Source organism: Streptomyces sp. TLI_55 (assembly GCF_900206255.1).
GTDB classification, from domain to species: Bacteria; Actinomycetota; Actinomycetes; order Streptomycetales; family Streptomycetaceae; genus Streptomyces; species Streptomyces aquilus.
This window is the reverse complement of sequence record NZ_OAOJ01000001.1, coordinates 5,703,184-5,720,982: the sequence shown is the minus strand read 5'-3', so window position 1 is coordinate 5,720,982 and position 17,799 is coordinate 5,703,184. Positions and strand designations below refer to the sequence as shown.

Sequence of the window (17,799 nt, the reverse complement as noted above, 5' to 3'; positions counted from 1 at the left end):
CTCGCGGAGTCGGGTGTGGGGGACGGGAGAGGGGGAGGGTCAGGCGTCGTATCCGGGGGTGACGGACCGGCCGACCCCCTGGAGGCCGGTGACGGCGTTCCCCGCGAGGGGACCGACGCCGTCGACGGTGTGCCCGACGACGGGCACGACCCCGTCGACGGTCCCCCGCACGTCCCCGGTCACGCCGTGGGCGAAGGGGGCGACGTCCTGGGTGACGCCGTACGCGAAGGTCTCGGCACTGCCGCCGACGCCCGCCACCACCGGCTGGACGAGACCGACCACCGGCTGGACGGCACCGGTGACGCCGTACGCGAAGGGCGCGACGTCCTCGCTCACGCCCTCGGCCAGGCCGCCCGCATGCCCGGCCACGCCGTACGCGAGCGGCGCCACCTCCCCGACGGTGTGCCGCACGTCCCCCGTCACGCCGTACGCCAGCGCCCCCGCGTCGACCACGGCCTGCTCCGCGACGGGGACGACCCCGTGCACGGCGGTGCTCACGACGGGCGGCAGCACACTCCCGGCGACATCACCACCGGCCTGCCCGACGAGCCCGCCGGCATACGGCGGAACGTCCCCGACGACACCACCGACGACCTGCCGCACACCGGCGACGGCACCGCCGGCGACCGGGGTGACGCCGTGCACCGCACCGGTGGCGAGGCCCTGCGCGTCGACGGCGACGCCGGTCGCGACGGGCTGGACGTCGGCGACGAGCCCGTGGGCGAGCGCGGTGGCCGCGTCGACGGCGTGCCCGGCGGTCCCGCTCACTCCGGCGACGGTGTCGGCGGCGAGAGGGGCGACGCCGTCGACCGCGCCGGTGACGACGGGCGTGGCGCCGGGCACGACTCCGGTGGCCACGGGTGCCACCCCGTTCGCCGCCCGATCGACCACCGGGACGGCACCGTGCACGGCGGCGGTGACCAGCGGGGGGACGGCCGCGGCAGTGATGGCGGACGTGGTGGCGGTGGCGGCGGACGATGCGGAAGTGGTGGCGGAGGTGGTGGCGGACATGGTTGCGGAGGTGGTGGACGGGGTGCGGGCCGCGGTCGCCACGACCTGCTGCGCCTTCGTCCGTACGACGCCGTCGACGCCCTGTGCCTGCGTGCGCGCCGCCGACTGCACGCCCTGCAGCTTGGTCTGGGCGCCGGCGAGGGCCCGCTCCAGCTCCGGGGCGAAGACGGCGAGGGGGCCGAAGAGGTAGTCGACGTCGTCCTGCGGGGTGCCCGCGTCGGAGACGGTGGTCCGCGTGGCGGGGACCACCGTCTCAGCGGCCGTCTCCCGGGCTGTGGCGTCGAGCTGCGCCTGCGCGGCACGGGCGGCACGGGCGGCGCGGGCGGCCTTCGCGCCGTGGATGGCTGCGGCGCCCTTGATTTTGGGGGCCTTAGCGGTGGTGGGGACGGTGGAGGTGGTTGCGGTCTTGGTGGACTCGGCAGCCCGGGTGGTCTGGGTGGTCTGGGTGGCCTGCGGGGTGGTGGCCTTTGTTTCGGCGACCGTTTCGGTCACTGCGGAGACGACGCCGTCGACTGTGTCGGTCACGCCGGTCAGCGTGTTCGTGACGTCGGCCGTGACGCCTTCCGTGAGGTCCGTGGCGTCCGTCGTCGTGTCCGACACGGAGAGGGAGGAGGCGGGCAGCTCGTCGGCGCTGGCGGCCGTGGAGCCGAGCGCCCACGCACCGGTGACGCCGGCGGCTATGACGACGGAGCGGCGGATGTTCTTGTTCATGGGTACGTCAGGTCCTCGGAAACTGGGCGTCCGAAGCCCATGGAGGGTTACGGACGGCTGGGGAGATGTCCCGGGGGTCCGTCAGAAGGTGCGGAGGATTCCCGGGGCGGTCGAACAGACCCGTGCCACCCCGGCGCCGCGGATCGGCGGCAGGGGTGAGCGTCCCCTCTAGGCCGGGGAAACCGGAATGTCCCGGTGCCTGTCCCGGGTGCCGTCCGCGTCGGTGCGCACCACGCCGCCGGGCACGAGCCTCAGCGGGGCGCGGTCGTTCAGGGAGACGGCCTGTGCGTCGCCGTGCCGCGGCGAACCGTTGTCCACGCCGGACCGATGGGCCAGCACCCCGTCCTGATCGCCCGCGGGCGCCGGGTGCGCGGGGACGTACCCGCCCGACGTCGCGGCACGGTGCCGGTCGGCCTTGGCAGCCGTACCCGTGGCGGCATGACCATCGCCGTACGACGGACCGTAGTCATCGCCGACCCTGCTTGCCTTCGCCTTGCTCGCCCTCGCCTTGTGAGGGCTGTCTGAGCTGTCGGAGCCGGCGGAGCCGTGTCCACCGGTCGGGCCGTCCGCCGAGGAGCCCGGCTGCGGCGTCGCCGTGACCGGCGCCGGCAAGGTCTGCGCCGGCAGCACCGGGAGCTCGGGCGCGGCCGGGACGTCCGGCAGGCTCGGCGGCGCCGGCAACTGTGCCTGCGCCTGTGCCTGCGCCTCGGCCAGCTGCTCGGTGACCGTCTCCACGAGGTCCCCGACCGGCTGTACGACCTTGCCGTCCACCGGCACCACGGAAGTCACCGGGGCCACCGGAGCAACCGGAGCAACCGAGGCGACCTCACGGGACGTCCCCGTCGGCACGCCCTCCGCCGCGCTCGCCCGTTCCCCGCAGAGGAACCCGAGCGCGAACAACCCACCCACCAGCACGACCACTTGCAGCGCACGCCGCCCAGCCGCCGTGCGCAACACGCGCAAAGCGGCACTGGGCAGAGCGGCTGGCGAGGTCAAGAGGGGGCGGATCCTCCCGTGCGGCGGAACACGGCACGCGTGACGAGCCACGCGTCGACGCGGCGCTGAAGTGGCGTCGATACTCGCACGGGAGTGCGGAGGTTGCGCAAGCCCTCCGTTACCGATGGGTAGTCATGTCCCTTTTGCTGCCCGGAGTCGCCGGTCACCGGGTCGACATATCACCCCTCCGGCACCGGAATCGGCCGCTTCTCGATCGCCGCCGCCATCACCTCCGGGAACAGGTCCGGCGTACAGGCGAAGGCCGGTGCGCCCAGCGCGGCGAGCGCGGACGCGTGCTCCCTGTCGTAGGCCGGCGCACCTTCGTCGGACAGCGCGAGCAGCGTCACGAACTGCACACCCGACGCCTTCATCGCCGCGACCCGCTTGAGCATCTCGTTGCGTATGCCACCCTCGTACAGATCGCTGATCAGCACGACGACCGTGTCCGCGGGCCGGGTGATCTGCGACTGGCAGTACGCGAGCGCCCGGTTGATGTCGGTGCCGCCGCCGAGCTGGGTGCCGAAGAGGACGTCGACCGGGTCGTCGAGCTGGTCGGTGAGGTCGACGACCGCGGTGTCGAAGACGACGAGCCGGGTGTTGATCGACCGCATGGAGGCGAGCACCGCCCCGAACACGGACGCGTACACGACCGACGCCGCCATCGACCCCGACTGGTCGATGCAGAGGACGACCTCCTTCTTCACCGACTGCGAGGCCCGTCCGTAGCCGATGAGCCGCTCGGGCACGATCGTCCGGTACTCCGGCAGATAGTGCTTGAGGTTGGCCGCGATCGTGCGGTTCCAGTCGATGTCATGGTGCCGGGGGCGGCTGACACGGGCGCTGCGGTCGAGGGCGCCGGTCAGGGTGGCCCTGGTCCGGGTCGCGAGCCGCTTCTCCAGGTCCTCGACGACCTTGCGCACCACCGCCCGTGCCGTCTCCTTCGTCGTCTCCGGCATCGCCTTGTTGAGCGAGAGCAGGGTGCCGACCAGATGGACGTCGGCCTCCACCGCCTCCAGCATCTCCGGCTCCAACAGCAAGGTGGCGAGACCGAGTCGGTCGATGGCGTCGCGCTGCATCACCTGGACGACCGAGGACGGGAAGTACGTCCGGATGTCGCCGAGCCAGCGCGCCACGGACGGCGCGGAGGCCCCCAGCCCCGCGGAACGGTCCCGCCCCGACTGCTGCCCCCGCCCGTCCCCCTTCCCGTACAGCGCGGTCAACGCCCCGTCCATCGCGGCGTCCCGCCCACCGAGCACACATCCGGTCCCGTCCGCCGCGCCCCCACCGAGCACCAGCCGCCACCGGCGCAGCCGCTCCTGCGCCGGATCCAGGACGTCGCCGCTCATACCCCGGCCCCCTCGAGAGACCGGGCCGTCGCCGTTCGTCGCGCAGCCAGGGACCACCCCGGCTCCTCGGGCTCCGCCAACGGCCGCGCCCACAGCGGCATCACCCGCACACTCGCCCTCGGCCGCCCCTCTGTCGGCAACTCCGCCGGGAGCTCCGCCGGGATCGCCGTTGAGATCGCCGTCTCCTGCCCGTCCGTCACCGCACCCGCCCCCTCGATCCGCTCCCCCGCTCCACGACTCCACTCCCCCGTCCCACCGATCCGCTCCCCCGGCCTACTGACCCCACTCATCCACTCGGTCGTCATATCCCCACTCCCGCAAGGTCGTTGTCGCCGGCGTCCCGATGACCAGGTACGCCCTCCAGCCCCAGCCCCAGCAGCAGCCGCACCACCGGCAGCACCGCGTCCGCCCGCGTGGCATCGAGGTCGGCCGCGAAGCCGGGCAGGCCAGCGCCGCTGCCAGCCGACCCACCGGCCGCCCTCTCGCCCGGTCCCCGCCGGACCAGTTCGCCCAGCGTGCGCCGGACCCCCGCCTCGTACGCCGAGAACGTCCTGCGCAGCAGCGGCAGCACATCCGTGAAGGCGTCCGCCGCCACCCCGGTCAGCCAGGCGTCGACCAGCCCGAGCAGCCGCTCGTCGTGCACCAGCAGCATCCCGCCCCCGGCGCCCCCGCCGACAAAGCCCTCGATCCAGGCCGCCGCGTCCGCCGGCGGTGTCCCCGGCGACAGCACGAGCCCCATGAGCCGGGCGGCCTCGTCCTGCCCCAACTCCCCGTCGTCGAGCAACAACCGCACGGCCCGCCCCCGAATGACCCCGGGCACGCTCTCCCGCCCGCACAACACCCGCAGTACGGAGTGCCAGCGCACCCGCAGGGGACCTGCACCCCGCTCCGCCCCGTCAGCCCCTGTCACCGCGGCCGCGTCCCCCAGCAACCCCACCGCCCCATGCACCGCGTCCACATGCCGCCGCATCTCCTCCGCGGCGTCCGCGTCAAGTGCGGTGCAGGCCGGGGGAAGGCCGACGAAGATCCGCTCGGCGAGGCCCTCGGCGACCTCCGTGAGGGCGCGGGTGTCGGTGCCGCGGACGTCGCCGTACCGCAGGGAGCGGACCAGCGCGGGCAGGGCCTGGGCCAGGTGGCCGACGTCGGTGTCCAGGGCCGCGCGGTCGGCGAGGACCTGCATCACCACCGGGAGGGCTTCCGGGAGTTCGGCCAGCAGACAGCGCTCGGCGAGCGCGGTGACGTCGGCGAGGCTCGGCGCGCCGACGGCGTCCGCCTCCGCCTTGGCCGTCGCCGCCGCGGGCACCGTCGTCCCCCACACGCCCGCCTCGGCGACCCGCACCGCCAGCTCCGGCTCCCAGCGCAACCGCCACGTCTCCCGGAACGTGCCCGTGCTCCCCCGCGACGCCACCGGCTCGCCCCACGCCACGCCCAGCAGCCGCAGCCGGTGCAGCAGTCTGCTGCGGCCGGCATCGATCTCCTTGCGCAGATCGAGCTCCAACTCCCGCTCCAACGCCTCCGGTTTGAGCCGCAGCCTGCGCTGTGCCCGGTCGAGGTCCCGCTGCAACGGCACCGCGGGCGCCCCCTGCGGCACCTCGCCGAGCACGTCCCCGACCACGAGCCGGTCGTGCACCAGCGACAGCGGTACGTCCGAGCCCTCGCACATCACCGCCCGTACCGCGTCGGTGGTCTCACTCAGCCCCGCCAGCGGGCGCCCGCGCATCGCCGCGAGCGTCTCCGCCAGCCGCACCGCCTCGATGACATGCGCGGAGGAGACGAGCCGGTCCTCCTCCCGCAGCAGCCCCGCCACCTTGGTCATCCACCGCTCGATCGGCCGGTCCGGCACCGCGAACAGATGCCCGTACCACCCCGGTGAGTCGATCCCCGCCCCGTAGCCGCTGACCCGGGACAGCCTGCGGTGCGTCCACGGCACCCACGTCATCTCCGCCTTGACCTTCGGCAGCCCCTTCAACAGGGCCCGGTCGGCGGCCACGGACGTCTTCCGCCGCAGCGCCGGCACATGCCACGCCCCGCACACGACGGCCACCCCCGTCCCGAACTCCCGCTGGGACGCCCGCACTTGGAGCCGCATGTACGCCTCCCGCACGAGGTCCTTGTCGTGGCCCCCGTGCCCGTACGTCTCCCGCAGCGCCCCCATCGCCTCCTCCAGCGCGAGGAACGGCCCGAACACGTCCCCGGTGCCGCCGCCCCGATGCTCGACGACGTCCTCCCACCAGCGCTCGGGGTCGTCGTAACCGGCCGTCTCGGCGAGCACGGCGAGGGGATCGACCCGGACGTCGACCCGACCGGCACCGTCGGACCCATCGGACCCGTCGGACCCGTCGGACCCGTCGGTCCCCTCACCTCTGTCGGGCTCGGCCTCGTCCGTCCCGTCAGCCCCCGTATCCCTGTCCCTCCCCCACGCCAGCGAGTGCGTCGCCGGCAAGTCGATGAAACGGGCCGGGACTTCCTGCTCAAGCGCCCATCGCAGCGCCACCCACTCCGGGGAGAACTCGGCCAGCGGCCAGAACGCCGACCGGCCGGGCTCGTCCACCGCGTGGGCCAGGAGGGCGACCGGCGGCCGCATGTCCGCGTCGGCGGCCAGCGGGATCAGGGCGTCGGCCTCGGGCGGGCCCTCGATCAGGACGACCCGCGGCCGGGCCGCGTCCAGCGCCGCCCGCACCGCGCGGGCCGACCCGGGTCCGTGATGCCGCACGCCGAGCAGCAACGGCTCCCCACCGATCACCGCGCCCGCGCCCCCGTCAATGCCGGTCACGCCATCCCCTCCCCTCAGGAACCGCCGATCCCTGGCCGCCACCCGAACCACCCGAGCCGCCCGACCCACCGCTTCCCTGGCCCCCGCCAGGCTTCCCCCACCCCAGGTCCTCCCCGCTCACGCGCTCACCTCGCGGCACGCGCGGTAGAAGTCCGTCCAGCCATCTCGCTCGCGCACGACCGCTTCCAGGTACTCCTGCCAGACGACCCGGTCGGCCGCCGGATCGCGGACGACGGCGCCGAGGATGCCCGCGGCCACGTCACCTGCGCGCAGCACGCCGTCGCCGAAGTGGGCGGCCAGGGCGAGGCCGTTGGTGACGACGGAGATGGCCTCCGCCGTCGACAGCGTGCCGCTGGGCGACTTGACCTTCGTACGGCCGTCGGCCGTGACCCCGTCGCGCAGTTCCCGGAAGACCGTCACCACGCGGCGGATCTCGTCGATCCCCTCCGGCACGGCGGGCAGGTCGAGTGAGCGGCCGATCTGGTCGACGCGTCGCGAGACGATGTCGACCTCGGCCTCGACGCTCTCCGGCAGCGGCAGCACCACCGTGTTGAAGCGGCGGCGCAGGGCGCTGGAGAGGTCGTTGACCCCGCGGTCGCGGTCGTTGGCCGTGGCGATGAGGTTGAAGCCGCGGACGGCCTGCACCTCCTGTCCCAACTCGGGTATCGGCAGCGTCTTCTCGGACAGGATCGTGATGAGCGTGTCCTGGACGTCGGCGGGAATGCGGGTCAGCTCCTCCACCCGCGCCGTCATCCCCTCCGCCATGGCCCGCATGACGGGGCTGGGCACCAGCGCGTCCCGGCTCGGGCCGTTCGCCAGCAGTTGCGCGTAGTTCCAGCCGTAGCGGATCGCCTCCTCCGGGGTGCCGGCCGTGCCCTGCACGAGCAGCGTCGAGTCGCCGCTGACCGCCGCGGCCAGGTGCTCGGAGACCCAGGTCTTCGCGGTGCCGGGCACGCCGAGCAGGAGCAGGGCGCGGTCGGTGGCGAGGGTGGTGACGGCGACCTCGACGATGCGGCGCGGGCCCACGTACTTCGGGGTGATCACGGTGCCGTCGGGCAGGGTGCCGCCGAGCAGGTACGTCGCCACCGCCCACGGCGACAGCTTCCAGCGGGCCGGGCGCGGACGGTCGTCCTGGGCGGCCAGCTCCGCGAGTTCGACGGCGAAGGCGTCCTCGGCATGCGGTCGCAACGCCTGGGCAGGTGTCGTCTCCCCTGTTTCCACGGGCATCGGCTCAACGGTCACAGACATGGCGAAGTCCCCCTCCAGGCTCGGCCGGTTCTGCCGTTCTCGGATCTGGCACCCACCTTGCACCACACCACTGACAATCGCTCTGACCTGCGGAAATTCACTCACAGCAGCGCTCAGCGGACCGATTGTCAGTGGGGGGATCTACCGTCGAAGACATGACTCAGCAGGGGGTGCGCTGGACTGCGGACCAGGTGCTGGCACTGGCGCCTGACGCCGCGTCACGCAAAGCGGGAAGCAAACTCGGGGCGGCGGGGCCGTGGTCCGAGACGGGGAGTTCCGACGAGGGGACGGTGTGGGGGCTGTGCAAGGGCAGTGGCAGCAAGCCGTATCAGACGGTCGTGGACATCGCGGACGTGTCCGGGCCCGCGTACAAGTGCAGTTGTCCGAGCCGGAAGTTCCCGTGCAAGCACGCGCTCGGGCTGCTGCTGCTCTGGGCGGGCGAGGACGGTTCGGTGCCGTCGGGGCAGGCGCCGGACTGGGCGGAGCAGTGGATAGAGGGGAGAAGACAGCGCGCGGAGGAGAAGAAGGCCGGGGGCGCGGCACCGTCCGGCTCCGGTGATCCGGAGGCGGCGCGGCGTCGGGCGGAGCGCCGGGCCGAGCGGGTCACCGCGGGGGCGACGGAGCTGGAGCAGCGCCTCGCGGACCTGCTGCGCGGCGGACTGGCCGGCGCGGAGCAGGCGGGGTACGGGCTGTGGGAGGAGACGGCGGCCCGCATGGTCGACGCGCAGGCCGCCGGACTGGCGGCCCGGGTGCGGGAGTTGGGGGCGATCCCGTCCTCCGGTCCCGGCTGGCCGGTGCGGCTGCTGGAGGAGTGCGCTCTTCTCCACCTCCTGGACCAGGGCTGGCTGCGGCGCGAGCAGCTGCCGGACGGCCTGGCGGCGACGGTCCGTTCCCGTGTCGGCCTGCCCGCCTCCGCGGACGGTCCGCCGGTGCGGGACCAGTGGCTGGTGCTGGCCCAGTACGACACGGCGGACGCCCGCCTGACGACCCGCCGCATCTGGCTGTACGGCACCGGCTCCGGCCGCAGCGCCCTGCTCCTTTCCTACGGCGCCGCGGGCCGCGCCCCCGAACTCGCCCTGCCGGTGGGCCTGGCCCTGGAGGCGGAGCTCTCCTCGTACCCGGGCACCGGACAGCTGCGCGCGGCCCTGGGCGAGCAGTTCGCGCCACCGGCCCCGTCCGCCATACGTCCGCCGGGGATGACGACGTCCGAGGCCGCCGCCCGCTACGGCGAGGCGCTCCGCGACGACCCATGGCTCGACTCGGTCCCGGTGACCCTGGACCAGGTCGTCCCGACCCCGGACGCCGACGGCTGGCAGCTGGCGGACGCCGACGGCGAGGCGGCCCTGCCGCTCACGCCCACCGCCCGCTCCCGCCCCGGCCTGTGGCGCCTGGTCGCGCTGTCCGGCGGCGCCCCGCTCAAGGTCTTCGGCGAGTGCGGCCACCGCGGCTTCACACCGCTGACGGCCTGGCCGGAGGGCGCGGGCGAGCCGGTCCGGCTGTGCTGACCCCGCCGCGTCCGACCGACGCGACCTCACTGCCGACCCCGACTCCGCCGCCGACGTACCGGACTCCGCCGACCTCAACCCCGACCCCGACCCCGACGTACCGGACTCCACCCACCCCGACCCCTACGTACCCGACCGACCTGGGAGCGCCCACGTACACCACCGGCCGCGCCACGTTCACCGTCCGCACCACGCACGACGACGACAACGTCCACGCCACGTACGCGCCCAGCCACGCCCACGCCACCGCACGCGCGCGCCGACGAGAGGCACTCGTATGAACGGGACACCCACACCGGCGATGCCCACACCGGCGACGCCGCAACCAGCGACGCCCGCCCCGGTGGCGCCCACACCCGTGACGCCCCCGCCCACCTGGGAAGACCTCGTCACCACCGCGCTCCTGGGGACCGACCGGCGGCCGACGACGGTGGGGGCGTCCGGCCGGGAAGCCCCCGTCGCGCTGCTGGACGCAGCCGCCACGGAGACCGTACGGCGACGGGCCGGGCTGCGCCCCTCGCGGGCGGCGGCGCACCCCGACCCGGCGCCCGTGGACCCGCGCCCCGCGCTGCCCGCCGCCGCGGCCCGCAGGCTGGCGATGCTGCTGGCCGACCGCCCCGGCACGGGCGGCGGCGGCCGCAGGGGCACGGCACCGGACCTCATGGAACTGCTGCCCCAGTGGCTGGCCGCGGCGAACGGCCGGGGGTTCGCGGCGCCCGCGGAGCTGCTCCCGGCGCTGCTGGACGCCGCCCGGGGGCGCACGGATCTGCGGCCGGCGGCGCTGGCGTTCGCCGGCCCGCGCGCGGTGTGGCTGGCCCGGCTCAATCCGGACTGGCGGTTCGCCCTGCGCGCGGCACCGGGCGGGGACGCGGCGCTGCCGCTGCCGGAGGACGGGGAGCGGGTGCGGCGGCTGTGGCAGGAGGGCCTGTTCGCCGAGCGGGTCGCCCTGCTCGCCGCGATACGGACCCGCGAGCCCGCCGCCGCGCGGGGGTTGCTGACGACGACATGGGCGACGGAGCGGGCCGAGGACCGGCTGATGTTCCTCGACTCGCTGCGGACGGGGCTGAGCGCGGCCGACGAGCCGTTCCTTGAGCAGGCGCTGTCGGATCGCAGCCGCAATGTCCGGGCGACGGCGGCCGAGTTGCTCTCGGCGCTGCCGGGCTCGGCGCTCGCCGCGCGGATGGCGGTCAGGGCGGCGGCGTGTGTGGCGGTGGACCGTACGCGCGAGGTGCCGTCGATCGTCGTCGAGGCGCCGCACGAGTGTGATTCGAGCATGGAGCGGGACGGTGTCGTACCCAAGGCTCCGGCGGGACGGGGTGAACGGTCATGGTGGTTCGGCCAGTTGGTGGAGGCCGCCCCGCTGGGCACGTGGTCGGCGCGGCTCGGTGGGCGGACGCCCGAGGAGATCGTGGCGTTGCCGGTGACGGACGACTGGCGGTCCGAGCTGCACGCGGCGTGGTGCCGGGCGGCGGTGCGGCAGCGGGACGCCGGCTGGGCGCGGGCGCTGCTGGGGGCGCCCGCGGCGCCGGAGGCCGGTGGCCCGGGCGCGGTGTCGCTGGCCGAGCGCGCGAAGCTGCTCGGGACGCTGCCGCCGGGCGAACGGGCCGACTGGGTGGCCGGGTTCATCGCGGCGCACGGCCTGTCGGAGGCGTTTCAGCTGCTCGGCGGCTGCGCGGTGCCGTGGTCCGGGCCGCTCGGGCGGGCTGTGGTGGACGCGCTCAACATCGCGCGGGACGCGGGGAGCTACCCATGGAGTTTCAGTGGCGTGATGGGGCTGGCCGAGCGGTGCCTCGACCCGGCGGAGGCGAGCCGGCTGGACGGCCTGCTGGCGGTGCCGGACGAGTCGGAGGATGCCTCGCCGGGCGCCGGAGGGTACTGGGCGGAGGCCTTCCAACGGCTGGGCACGACGCTGCGGTTGCGGGCGACGATGCTGGAGGAGCTGGCCCACGACAAGGAGTTGCAGACGGCGTAGCCGATGCCCTACGCCCCCGCCGCCTCCCGCACGTTCTCCCTGACCCACTCCACGATCGACTGCGTGGTCGCCCCCGGCGTGAAGATCTCCGCGACGCCCTTCTCCTTCAGCGGTGCGATGTCCGCCTCCGGGATGATGCCGCCGCCGAAGACCAGGATGTCCTCGGCCTCGCGGTCCTTGAGCAGGTCGATCACCGCGGCGAAGAGCGTGTTGTGGGCGCCGGAGAGGATGGACAGACCGATCGCGTCGGCGTCCTCCTGGATCGCGGTGTCGACGATCTGCTCGGGCGTCTGGTGGAGGCCGGTGTAGATGACCTCCATGCCCGCGTCGCGCAGCGCCCGCGCGATCACCTTCGCCCCGCGATCATGGCCGTCGAGCCCCGGCTTCGCCACCACCACGCGGATCGGACCGGCTGCCACACCCATCGCTGCCTCCATGAAGCGCCTTCGGCTTCCTCACACCCCATGGTGCGAGGAAGTGAACGAACGTTATCTCCAGCATCCCGCAACCGGCAGTTTCGCGGCGCGGGCCGAGGGGGAAATCACACGGTGGGACACGTTCGCCGCGCACCGTTCCGAGTCTTTGCGGCACACGGACCGCAGACCCCTGCGGCCCTCGTACCGCAGCGGGAGCAAGCGCAACGGGAGCCGCAACGAGGTCGCCGTACCACCGCGCCGCGGGCCGCGCGCCGGGGCGGTGCGGCGTGCCGACGGAGGCACGCAGGGCACGTAGGGCAGGTAAGGCACGACAGCGGGGAGCCTCGTCGCCACACCGGCAGGGAGTCTCCCTTCGTCATCGGCGCGGTACGCGCCATCCGCCGAGCTCGCCCCACGCGCCCTCCGCATGCCCCGCCGGCCGCCTCCGCCCCGGCCTCCCACGAGGGCACACGGGGGACAGAGACGTCCTCACGCGTGCCGACAGGAGGTCGGCCATGAAGGTCACGCGGGCAGTGGAGCCCTTTCTTCCGCTCTGTCAGCGCCTGCTCCCGAGCAGACTGGCGGGACTGTCCGTGGCGCTGCTGAAGGCCACCGCCCTGGAGATCGCGATCCTCGCCGGCCACCTCCTGCTCTATCCCTCGGGCGTCTTCCAGGAACGCCGCGAGCCGGCCGCCCCGCTCCCTTCCCGGGACGGCCCCGCGCAGCTGCCGACGGAGGCGAAGCCGCCGGTCGTGCTGCTGCACGGCTTCATCGACAACCGCTCGGTCTTCGTCCTACTGCGCCGCAGCCTCCTCCAGCACGGCCACCGGCAGCTCGAATCCCTCAACTACTCACCGCTGACCTGCGACATCCGCACCGCGGCCGAGTTGCTGGGCCGGCACATAGAGGAGATCTGCGAGCGCACGGACAGCAAGCAGGTCGACATCGTCGGTCACAGCCTGGGCGGCCTGATCGCGCGCTACTACGTACAGCGTCTCGGCGGCGACCTCCGCGTCCGCACGCTGGTCACGCTCGGCACCCCGCACTCGGGGACCCGGGTGGTCCCGCTGGCCGACGCCCACCCGATCGTGCGCCAGATGCGCCCCGGCTCGGAGGTCCTCACGGAACTCGCCCGGCCCGCGCCTGGCTGCCGTACGCATTTCGTGAGCTTCTGGAGCGACCTCGACCACCTCATGGACCCGCTGGAGACCGCCCGTATCGACCACCCCGACCTGATGGCGCAGAACGTCCAGGTGAGCGGGATCGGGCATCTCGCCCTCCCGGTGCACCCGGCCGTCGCTACGGGGATACGCGAGGCTCTCGACACGACGAGGACGGGAGCGGCGGCCGAGACCGGTACGGGAGGTCTGACAGTGGCGTGACGGGCTGCGCATCGGTGGCGAGACCGGCGCCTGACAGCCGACTGCGAGCCACCTGACAGCCGTTCAACATCGAACAATCTTCGAACACAAAGCCAAACTCGCGCCCGCAGTCCCCCGAAACACGGCCGAATGCCCGTTTCCTTCAGGCGCGAAACCTGCCGAAGATTGTCGCGCCCGCGTACCGCCGGGTACAGTCACCGCACTGCTCTGGCAGCCCCTGTTGTCGAGGCGAAAGAGAAGTTGGTGAACGACCCGTACACGTCGGGGACCATGACCACCCCGACTCCGGCTTCCGATGCCTCGTCGGCGCACTATGCGTCGTACGGCACGCAAGAGGCCCAGTACGGCGACTTCGCGAACTACGGCTACGACACGGGCGCGCACCCCACCACCGCGCATTTCGACACCGACCCCCTGTTCGGCAGTCTCCCCGGTGACAACGGTCAGAACACCGGGTCGTACGACGCCCAGCACTGGTCGACGGACAGTCACCAGGCCCTGAACTACGACATGTACGCGGCCCAGCACCACGCCGCCTACGACACGGGCGCGTACGACACGACGAACTGGACCGGCGAGTACCAGCAGCTCTCCGCGATCCCGCCGCAGGTCGGCGCGGCCGACGTCAGCGGACAGTGGGACGCGAACGCCTGGCTCCAGCCCGACCAGTCCGGGAACGCGGCCGACCAGACCCAGCACTGGCAGTGGGGCACGCAGGCCTTCGACACCGGCGCCTACGACGCCACGCAGTGGAACTCGGACGGGGTCACGCCGGACCACGAGGAGCCCGTCGACCACCAGTCGACCGCGCTGTTCGAGCAGGCCGCCTATGACGAACCCGCCGCGCACGACACCGAGTTGAGCGCCACCGGCGAACTGCCCGCCCTCTCCGAGGACGACAGCGACGCCGCCCCGCTCCTCGACGACCAGGAAGACCCCACCCCCGCCCCGGGCTCCCGCATGGCCGCCCGCAACGCGGGCCGCTCCCGCCGCCGTCCGCCCGCGAAGCGCTCCGCGCTGATGAAGATCGCGGTGCCCTCCGCGTGCGTCATGGGGGTCACGGGCATCGCCGCCGCCTCTGTGGGCAGCCTGAGCAGCGACAAGGACACCTCGACGACCGCGTCCGACGCGACGACGAAGTCCGTGAAGCCGTCCGCCGCGAACAACAAGCTGGACTCCCAGCTCGAGTCCCTCTCCGCGGGCGCCGACGACTTCGCCGACCGGGCCAGCCGGACGCAGGAGCGCATCGACCTCAAGGCCCAGCAGGAGGCCGAGAAGAAGAAGGCGGCGGAGGAGGCGGCCCGCAAGGAGCGGCTGCGCCCCAAGTTCGCCCTCCCGGTCGCCCAGCGCGGCCTCAGCGCCTACTTCGGCCAGGCCGGCGTCAACTGGATGTCCGTGCACACCGGCATCGACTTCCCGGTCTCGTACGGCACGACCGTGATGGCCGCGACGGACGGCACGGTCCGGACGCAGTGGAACAGCGCCTACGGCAACATGATGATCGTGACCGCGAAGGACGGCACGGAGACGTGGTACTGCCACCTCTCCAGCTACCGCGTCGCCTCCGGTACGACGGTCAAGGCCGGCGACCCGATCGCGTACAGCGGCAACTCGGGCAACTCCACCGGCCCGCACCTGCACTTCGAGGTCCGCCCGGCCGGCGGCTCGGCGATCGACCCACTGCCGTGGCTGAGGAGCCACGGCTTGGATCCAACGTAAGCATCAGGTTTTTAGGGGCGCGGGGCTGAGTCGATCAGCGGCTCCGCCGCGGGGCGCGACCAGCCCCCACCGGCCCGCAGCCGGAAAGCCCCCGTACCGCTACAGCTTCTCCACCGGCGCATACCGCAAGAGCAACCGCTTCGGCTTGGCCTCGCCAAAGTCGATCGTCGCCTCCGCGTTCGCCCCCGTGCCCTTCACCGCCATGACCGTGCCCAGCCCGAACTGGTCATGGGTGACGCGGTCACCCACGGCCAGCGAGACCACCGGCTTCTCCGACGAACGGCTCGTGGCGAAGCCGGACGCACCCCGCGCCGAGGAGCGGGAGCGGGAGGACGACAGCGTGGACGCGACACCCGAGACCGGGCCCGCCGGGGCCGCGGTGGCGCCCATGCGCTTCCACTCCACGTGCTGCTCCGGGATCTCCGACAGGAAGCGCGAGGGCGGGTTGTACGACGGCTGCCCCCAGGCGCTGCGCAGCGAGGAGCGGGTCAGGTACAGCCGTTCCCGCGCGCGCGTGATGCCGACGTACGCGAGCCGCCGCTCCTCCTCCAGCTCCTTGGTCTGGCCGAGGGCGCGCATGTGCGGGAAGACGCCGTCCTCCATGCCGGTGAGGAAGACGACCGGGAACTCGAGTCCCTTGGCGGTGTGGAGCGTCATCAGGGTGATGACGCCGGAGCCGTCCTCGTCCTCGTCGGGGATCTGGTCGGAGTCGGCGACGAGCGCGACCCGCTCCAGGAAGGCGGCGAGCCCGGGGGACTCCTCGCCCTCCGCCGTCTCCTGCTCGAACTCCAGGGCCACGGCGGCGAGTTCCTGGAGGTTCTCGATCCGGGTCTCGTCCTGCGGGTCGGTGGAGGCCTGCAACTCGGCGAGATAGCCGGTGCGTTCGAGCACCGCCTCCAGGACCGTCGCCGGTCCCGCGCCGGAGTCGACGATCGTACGGAGCTCCTCCATCAGCACGTTGAACCGCTTCACGGCGTTCGTCGACCGCGCGGCCATGCCGTAGGCCTCGTCGACGCGCTTGAGGGCCTGCGGGAAGCTGATCTTCTCGCGCTGGGAGAGGGCGTCGATCATCGCCTCGGCGCGCTCGCCGATGCCCCGCTTGGGGACGTTGAGGATGCGCCGCAACGGCACCGAGTCCTCGGGGTTGGCGAGGACGCGCAGGTAGGCCAGGACGTCCCGGACCTCCTTGCGCTCGTAGAAGCGGACGCCGCCGACGACCTTGTAGGGCAGGCCGACGCGGATGAAGATCTCCTCGAAGACTCGGGACTGGGCGTTGGTGCGGTAGAAGACGGCGACATCGCCGGCCTTCGCCTCGCCCGCGTCCGTGAGTCGGTCTATCTCGTCGGCGACGAACTGCGCCTCGTCGTGCTCGGTGTCGGCGACGTAGCCGGTGATGCGCGCGCCGGCGCCCGCGTTGGTCCACAGGTTCTTGGGGCGGCGGGACTCGTTGCGCTCGATGACCGCGTTGGCGGCGGACAGGATCGTCTGGGTGGAGCGGTAGTTCTGCTCCAGCAGGATCGTCGTCGCGCTCGGGTAGTCCTCCTCGAACTGGAGGATGTTGCGGATCGTCGCGCCGCGGAAGGCGTAGATCGACTGGTCGGCGTCACCGACGACGCAGAGCTCGGCGGGCGGGACGTCGAACTCGTTCGGCGGGACGTCCTCGTCGTGCGCACCCGTCCCGACCAGTTCCCTGACCAGGGCGTACTGGGCGTGGTTGGTGTCCTGGTACTCGTCGACCAGGACGTGCCGGAAGCGGCGGCGGTAGTGCTCGGCGACATCGGGGAACGCCCGCAGCAGGTTGACCGTCGTCATGATCAGGTCGTCGAAGTCGAGGGCGTTGGCCTCGCGCAGCCGCGACTGGTACATGGCGTAGGCCTGGGCGAGGGTCTTCTCGAAGCCGTCGGTGGCCTGGGCGGCGAAGTCCTCCTCGTCGATCAGCTCGTTCTTGAGGTTGCTGATCTTGGCGCTGAAGGACTTGGGCGGGAAGCGCTTGGGGTCGAGGTCGAGGTCACGGCAGACCAGGGCCATGAGGCGCTTGGAGTCGGCGGCGTCGTAGATCGAGAACGACGACGTGAAGCCGAGCTTCTTCGACTCCCTCCGCAGGATGCGCACGCACGCGCTGTGGAAGGTCATCACCCACATCGCGTTCGCGCGCGGGCCGACGAGCTGCTCGACGCGCTCCTTCATCTCGCCCGCGGCCTTGTTGGTGAAGGTGATCGCGAGGATCTGCCCCGGGTGGACGTTCCGCTCGGCCAGCAGGTAGGCGATGCGGTGCGTGAGCACGCGCGTCTTGCCGGAGCCGGCGCCGGCCACGATGAGCAGCGGGGTGCCGGAGTGCACGACGGCGGCCCGCTGGTTCTCGTTGAGCCCCTCGATCAGCGCGGCCGCGTCCAGGGCCGGGCGCGGGGCGCCGTCGCGGTAGTACGCGTCCCGGTCCGGCGGCACGTCGAACTTCCCGCCGAACAGATCGTCCGGAACGGTTTCCGGTCCGTGCTCGTCCTCGGGCGGCGGCGGGGGTTCCTCCTCGTGGCCCTGGGGGGCCTGGAGGTTCGCCAGGAAGCTGTCGTCAAAGAGGCCTGTCATCGCTCTCCGAGTCTAGAGCTCCCCACTGACACCCCGCCCCCGCCCCGAGAATTCGGGCCCTCTCACCCTCCAGGAACCCTCCGTCACGTTCCGTGAGAAACCGCGCGATCTTCTCCCCCGCCCGCCCAAGGTCACGA

At 73.0% G+C, this 17,799-nt stretch carries 12 protein-coding genes; 5 read left to right on the top strand and 7 right to left on the bottom strand.

Translation table 11 applies throughout. From position 1 onward, the window contains the following. Positions 1-39: 39 nt before the first annotated feature. The 5 genes from CRP56_RS47200 to CRP56_RS26435 all read right to left on the bottom strand — a co-directional run bounded on the left by CRP56_RS47200 (position 40) and on the right by CRP56_RS26435 (position 8,085). The gene (locus CRP56_RS47200) at positions 40-1,722 is read right to left on the bottom strand and encodes a hypothetical protein (protein ID WP_143664943.1); all 1,683 of its coding nucleotides are present in this window, start codon (positions 1,720-1,722) and stop codon (positions 40-42) included. A gap of 168 nt (positions 1,723-1,890) precedes the next feature. Then, positions 1,891-2,718, bottom strand: a complete 828-nt coding sequence (locus tag CRP56_RS26455) for a hypothetical protein (protein WP_097267990.1) — start codon at positions 2,716-2,718, stop codon at positions 1,891-1,893. Between the two features lie 179 nt (positions 2,719-2,897). Then, positions 2,898-4,064 (bottom strand): vWA domain-containing protein, encoded by a 1,167-nt coding sequence (locus tag CRP56_RS26450; protein WP_097267988.1) that lies wholly within the window; start codon positions 4,062-4,064, stop codon positions 2,898-2,900. 301 nt (positions 4,065-4,365) lie between these two features. After that, the gene (locus tag CRP56_RS26440) at positions 4,366-6,837 is read right to left on the bottom strand and encodes a DUF5682 family protein (RefSeq protein ID WP_097274488.1); all 2,472 of its coding nucleotides are present in this window, start codon (positions 6,835-6,837) and stop codon (positions 4,366-4,368) included. 117 nt (positions 6,838-6,954) lie between these two features. Next, positions 6,955-8,085 carry an ATP-binding protein gene (locus tag CRP56_RS26435; protein WP_097267984.1) on the bottom strand — a complete coding sequence of 377 codons (1,131 nt, stop codon included), beginning with the start codon at positions 8,083-8,085 and terminating at the stop codon, positions 6,955-6,957. Between the two features lie 155 nt (positions 8,086-8,240). On the opposite strand from CRP56_RS26435, the gene CRP56_RS26430 reads away from it, so the two are divergent. Genes CRP56_RS26430 through CRP56_RS26420 form a run of 3 tightly spaced genes read left to right on the top strand, consistent with a single transcriptional unit; the run spans position 8,241 to position 11,562 of the window. Further along, the gene (locus tag CRP56_RS26430; protein ID WP_097267982.1) at positions 8,241-9,590 is read left to right on the top strand and encodes an SWIM zinc finger family protein; all 1,350 of its coding nucleotides are present in this window, start codon (positions 8,241-8,243) and stop codon (positions 9,588-9,590) included. Beyond that, entirely contained in the window at positions 9,584-9,871 is a 288-nt protein-coding gene (locus tag CRP56_RS26425; RefSeq protein WP_097267980.1) for a hypothetical protein, read from the top strand. The genes CRP56_RS26430 and CRP56_RS26425 overlap by 7 nt, the downstream gene beginning before the upstream one ends. Continuing rightward, a complete protein-coding gene (locus CRP56_RS26420; RefSeq protein WP_257041063.1) occupies positions 9,868-11,562 on the top strand; it encodes a DUF5691 domain-containing protein in 1,695 nt (564 codons plus the stop codon). Before CRP56_RS26425 ends, CRP56_RS26420 begins: the two co-directional genes overlap by 4 nt. An 8-nt stretch (positions 11,563-11,570) precedes the next feature. On the opposite strand, the gene CRP56_RS26415 is transcribed toward CRP56_RS26420, so the two are convergent. Continuing rightward, positions 11,571-11,987 carry a cobalamin B12-binding domain-containing protein gene (locus CRP56_RS26415; RefSeq protein ID WP_097267976.1) on the bottom strand — a complete coding sequence of 139 codons (417 nt, stop codon included), beginning with the start codon at positions 11,985-11,987 and terminating at the stop codon, positions 11,571-11,573. A gap of 506 nt (positions 11,988-12,493) precedes the next feature. Here CRP56_RS26415 and CRP56_RS26410 point away from each other — a divergent pair. Together CRP56_RS26410 and CRP56_RS26405 are read left to right on the top strand one after the other, a co-directional pair. Further along, entirely contained in the window at positions 12,494-13,360 is an 867-nt protein-coding gene (locus CRP56_RS26410) for an esterase/lipase family protein (RefSeq protein WP_097267974.1), read from the top strand. A gap of 270 nt (positions 13,361-13,630) precedes the next feature. Then, complete coding sequence (locus tag CRP56_RS26405) at positions 13,631-15,079, top strand: M23 family metallopeptidase (protein WP_257041984.1); 1,449 nt, start codon at positions 13,631-13,633, stop codon at positions 15,077-15,079. Positions 15,080-15,178: 99 nt separating this feature from the next. On the opposite strand, the gene pcrA is transcribed toward CRP56_RS26405, so the two are convergent. Further along, positions 15,179-17,662, bottom strand: coding sequence for a DNA helicase PcrA (gene pcrA, locus CRP56_RS26400; protein ID WP_097267970.1), 2,484 nt, complete (start codon positions 17,660-17,662; stop codon positions 15,179-15,181). Between the last annotated feature and the right edge of the window lie 137 nt (positions 17,663-17,799).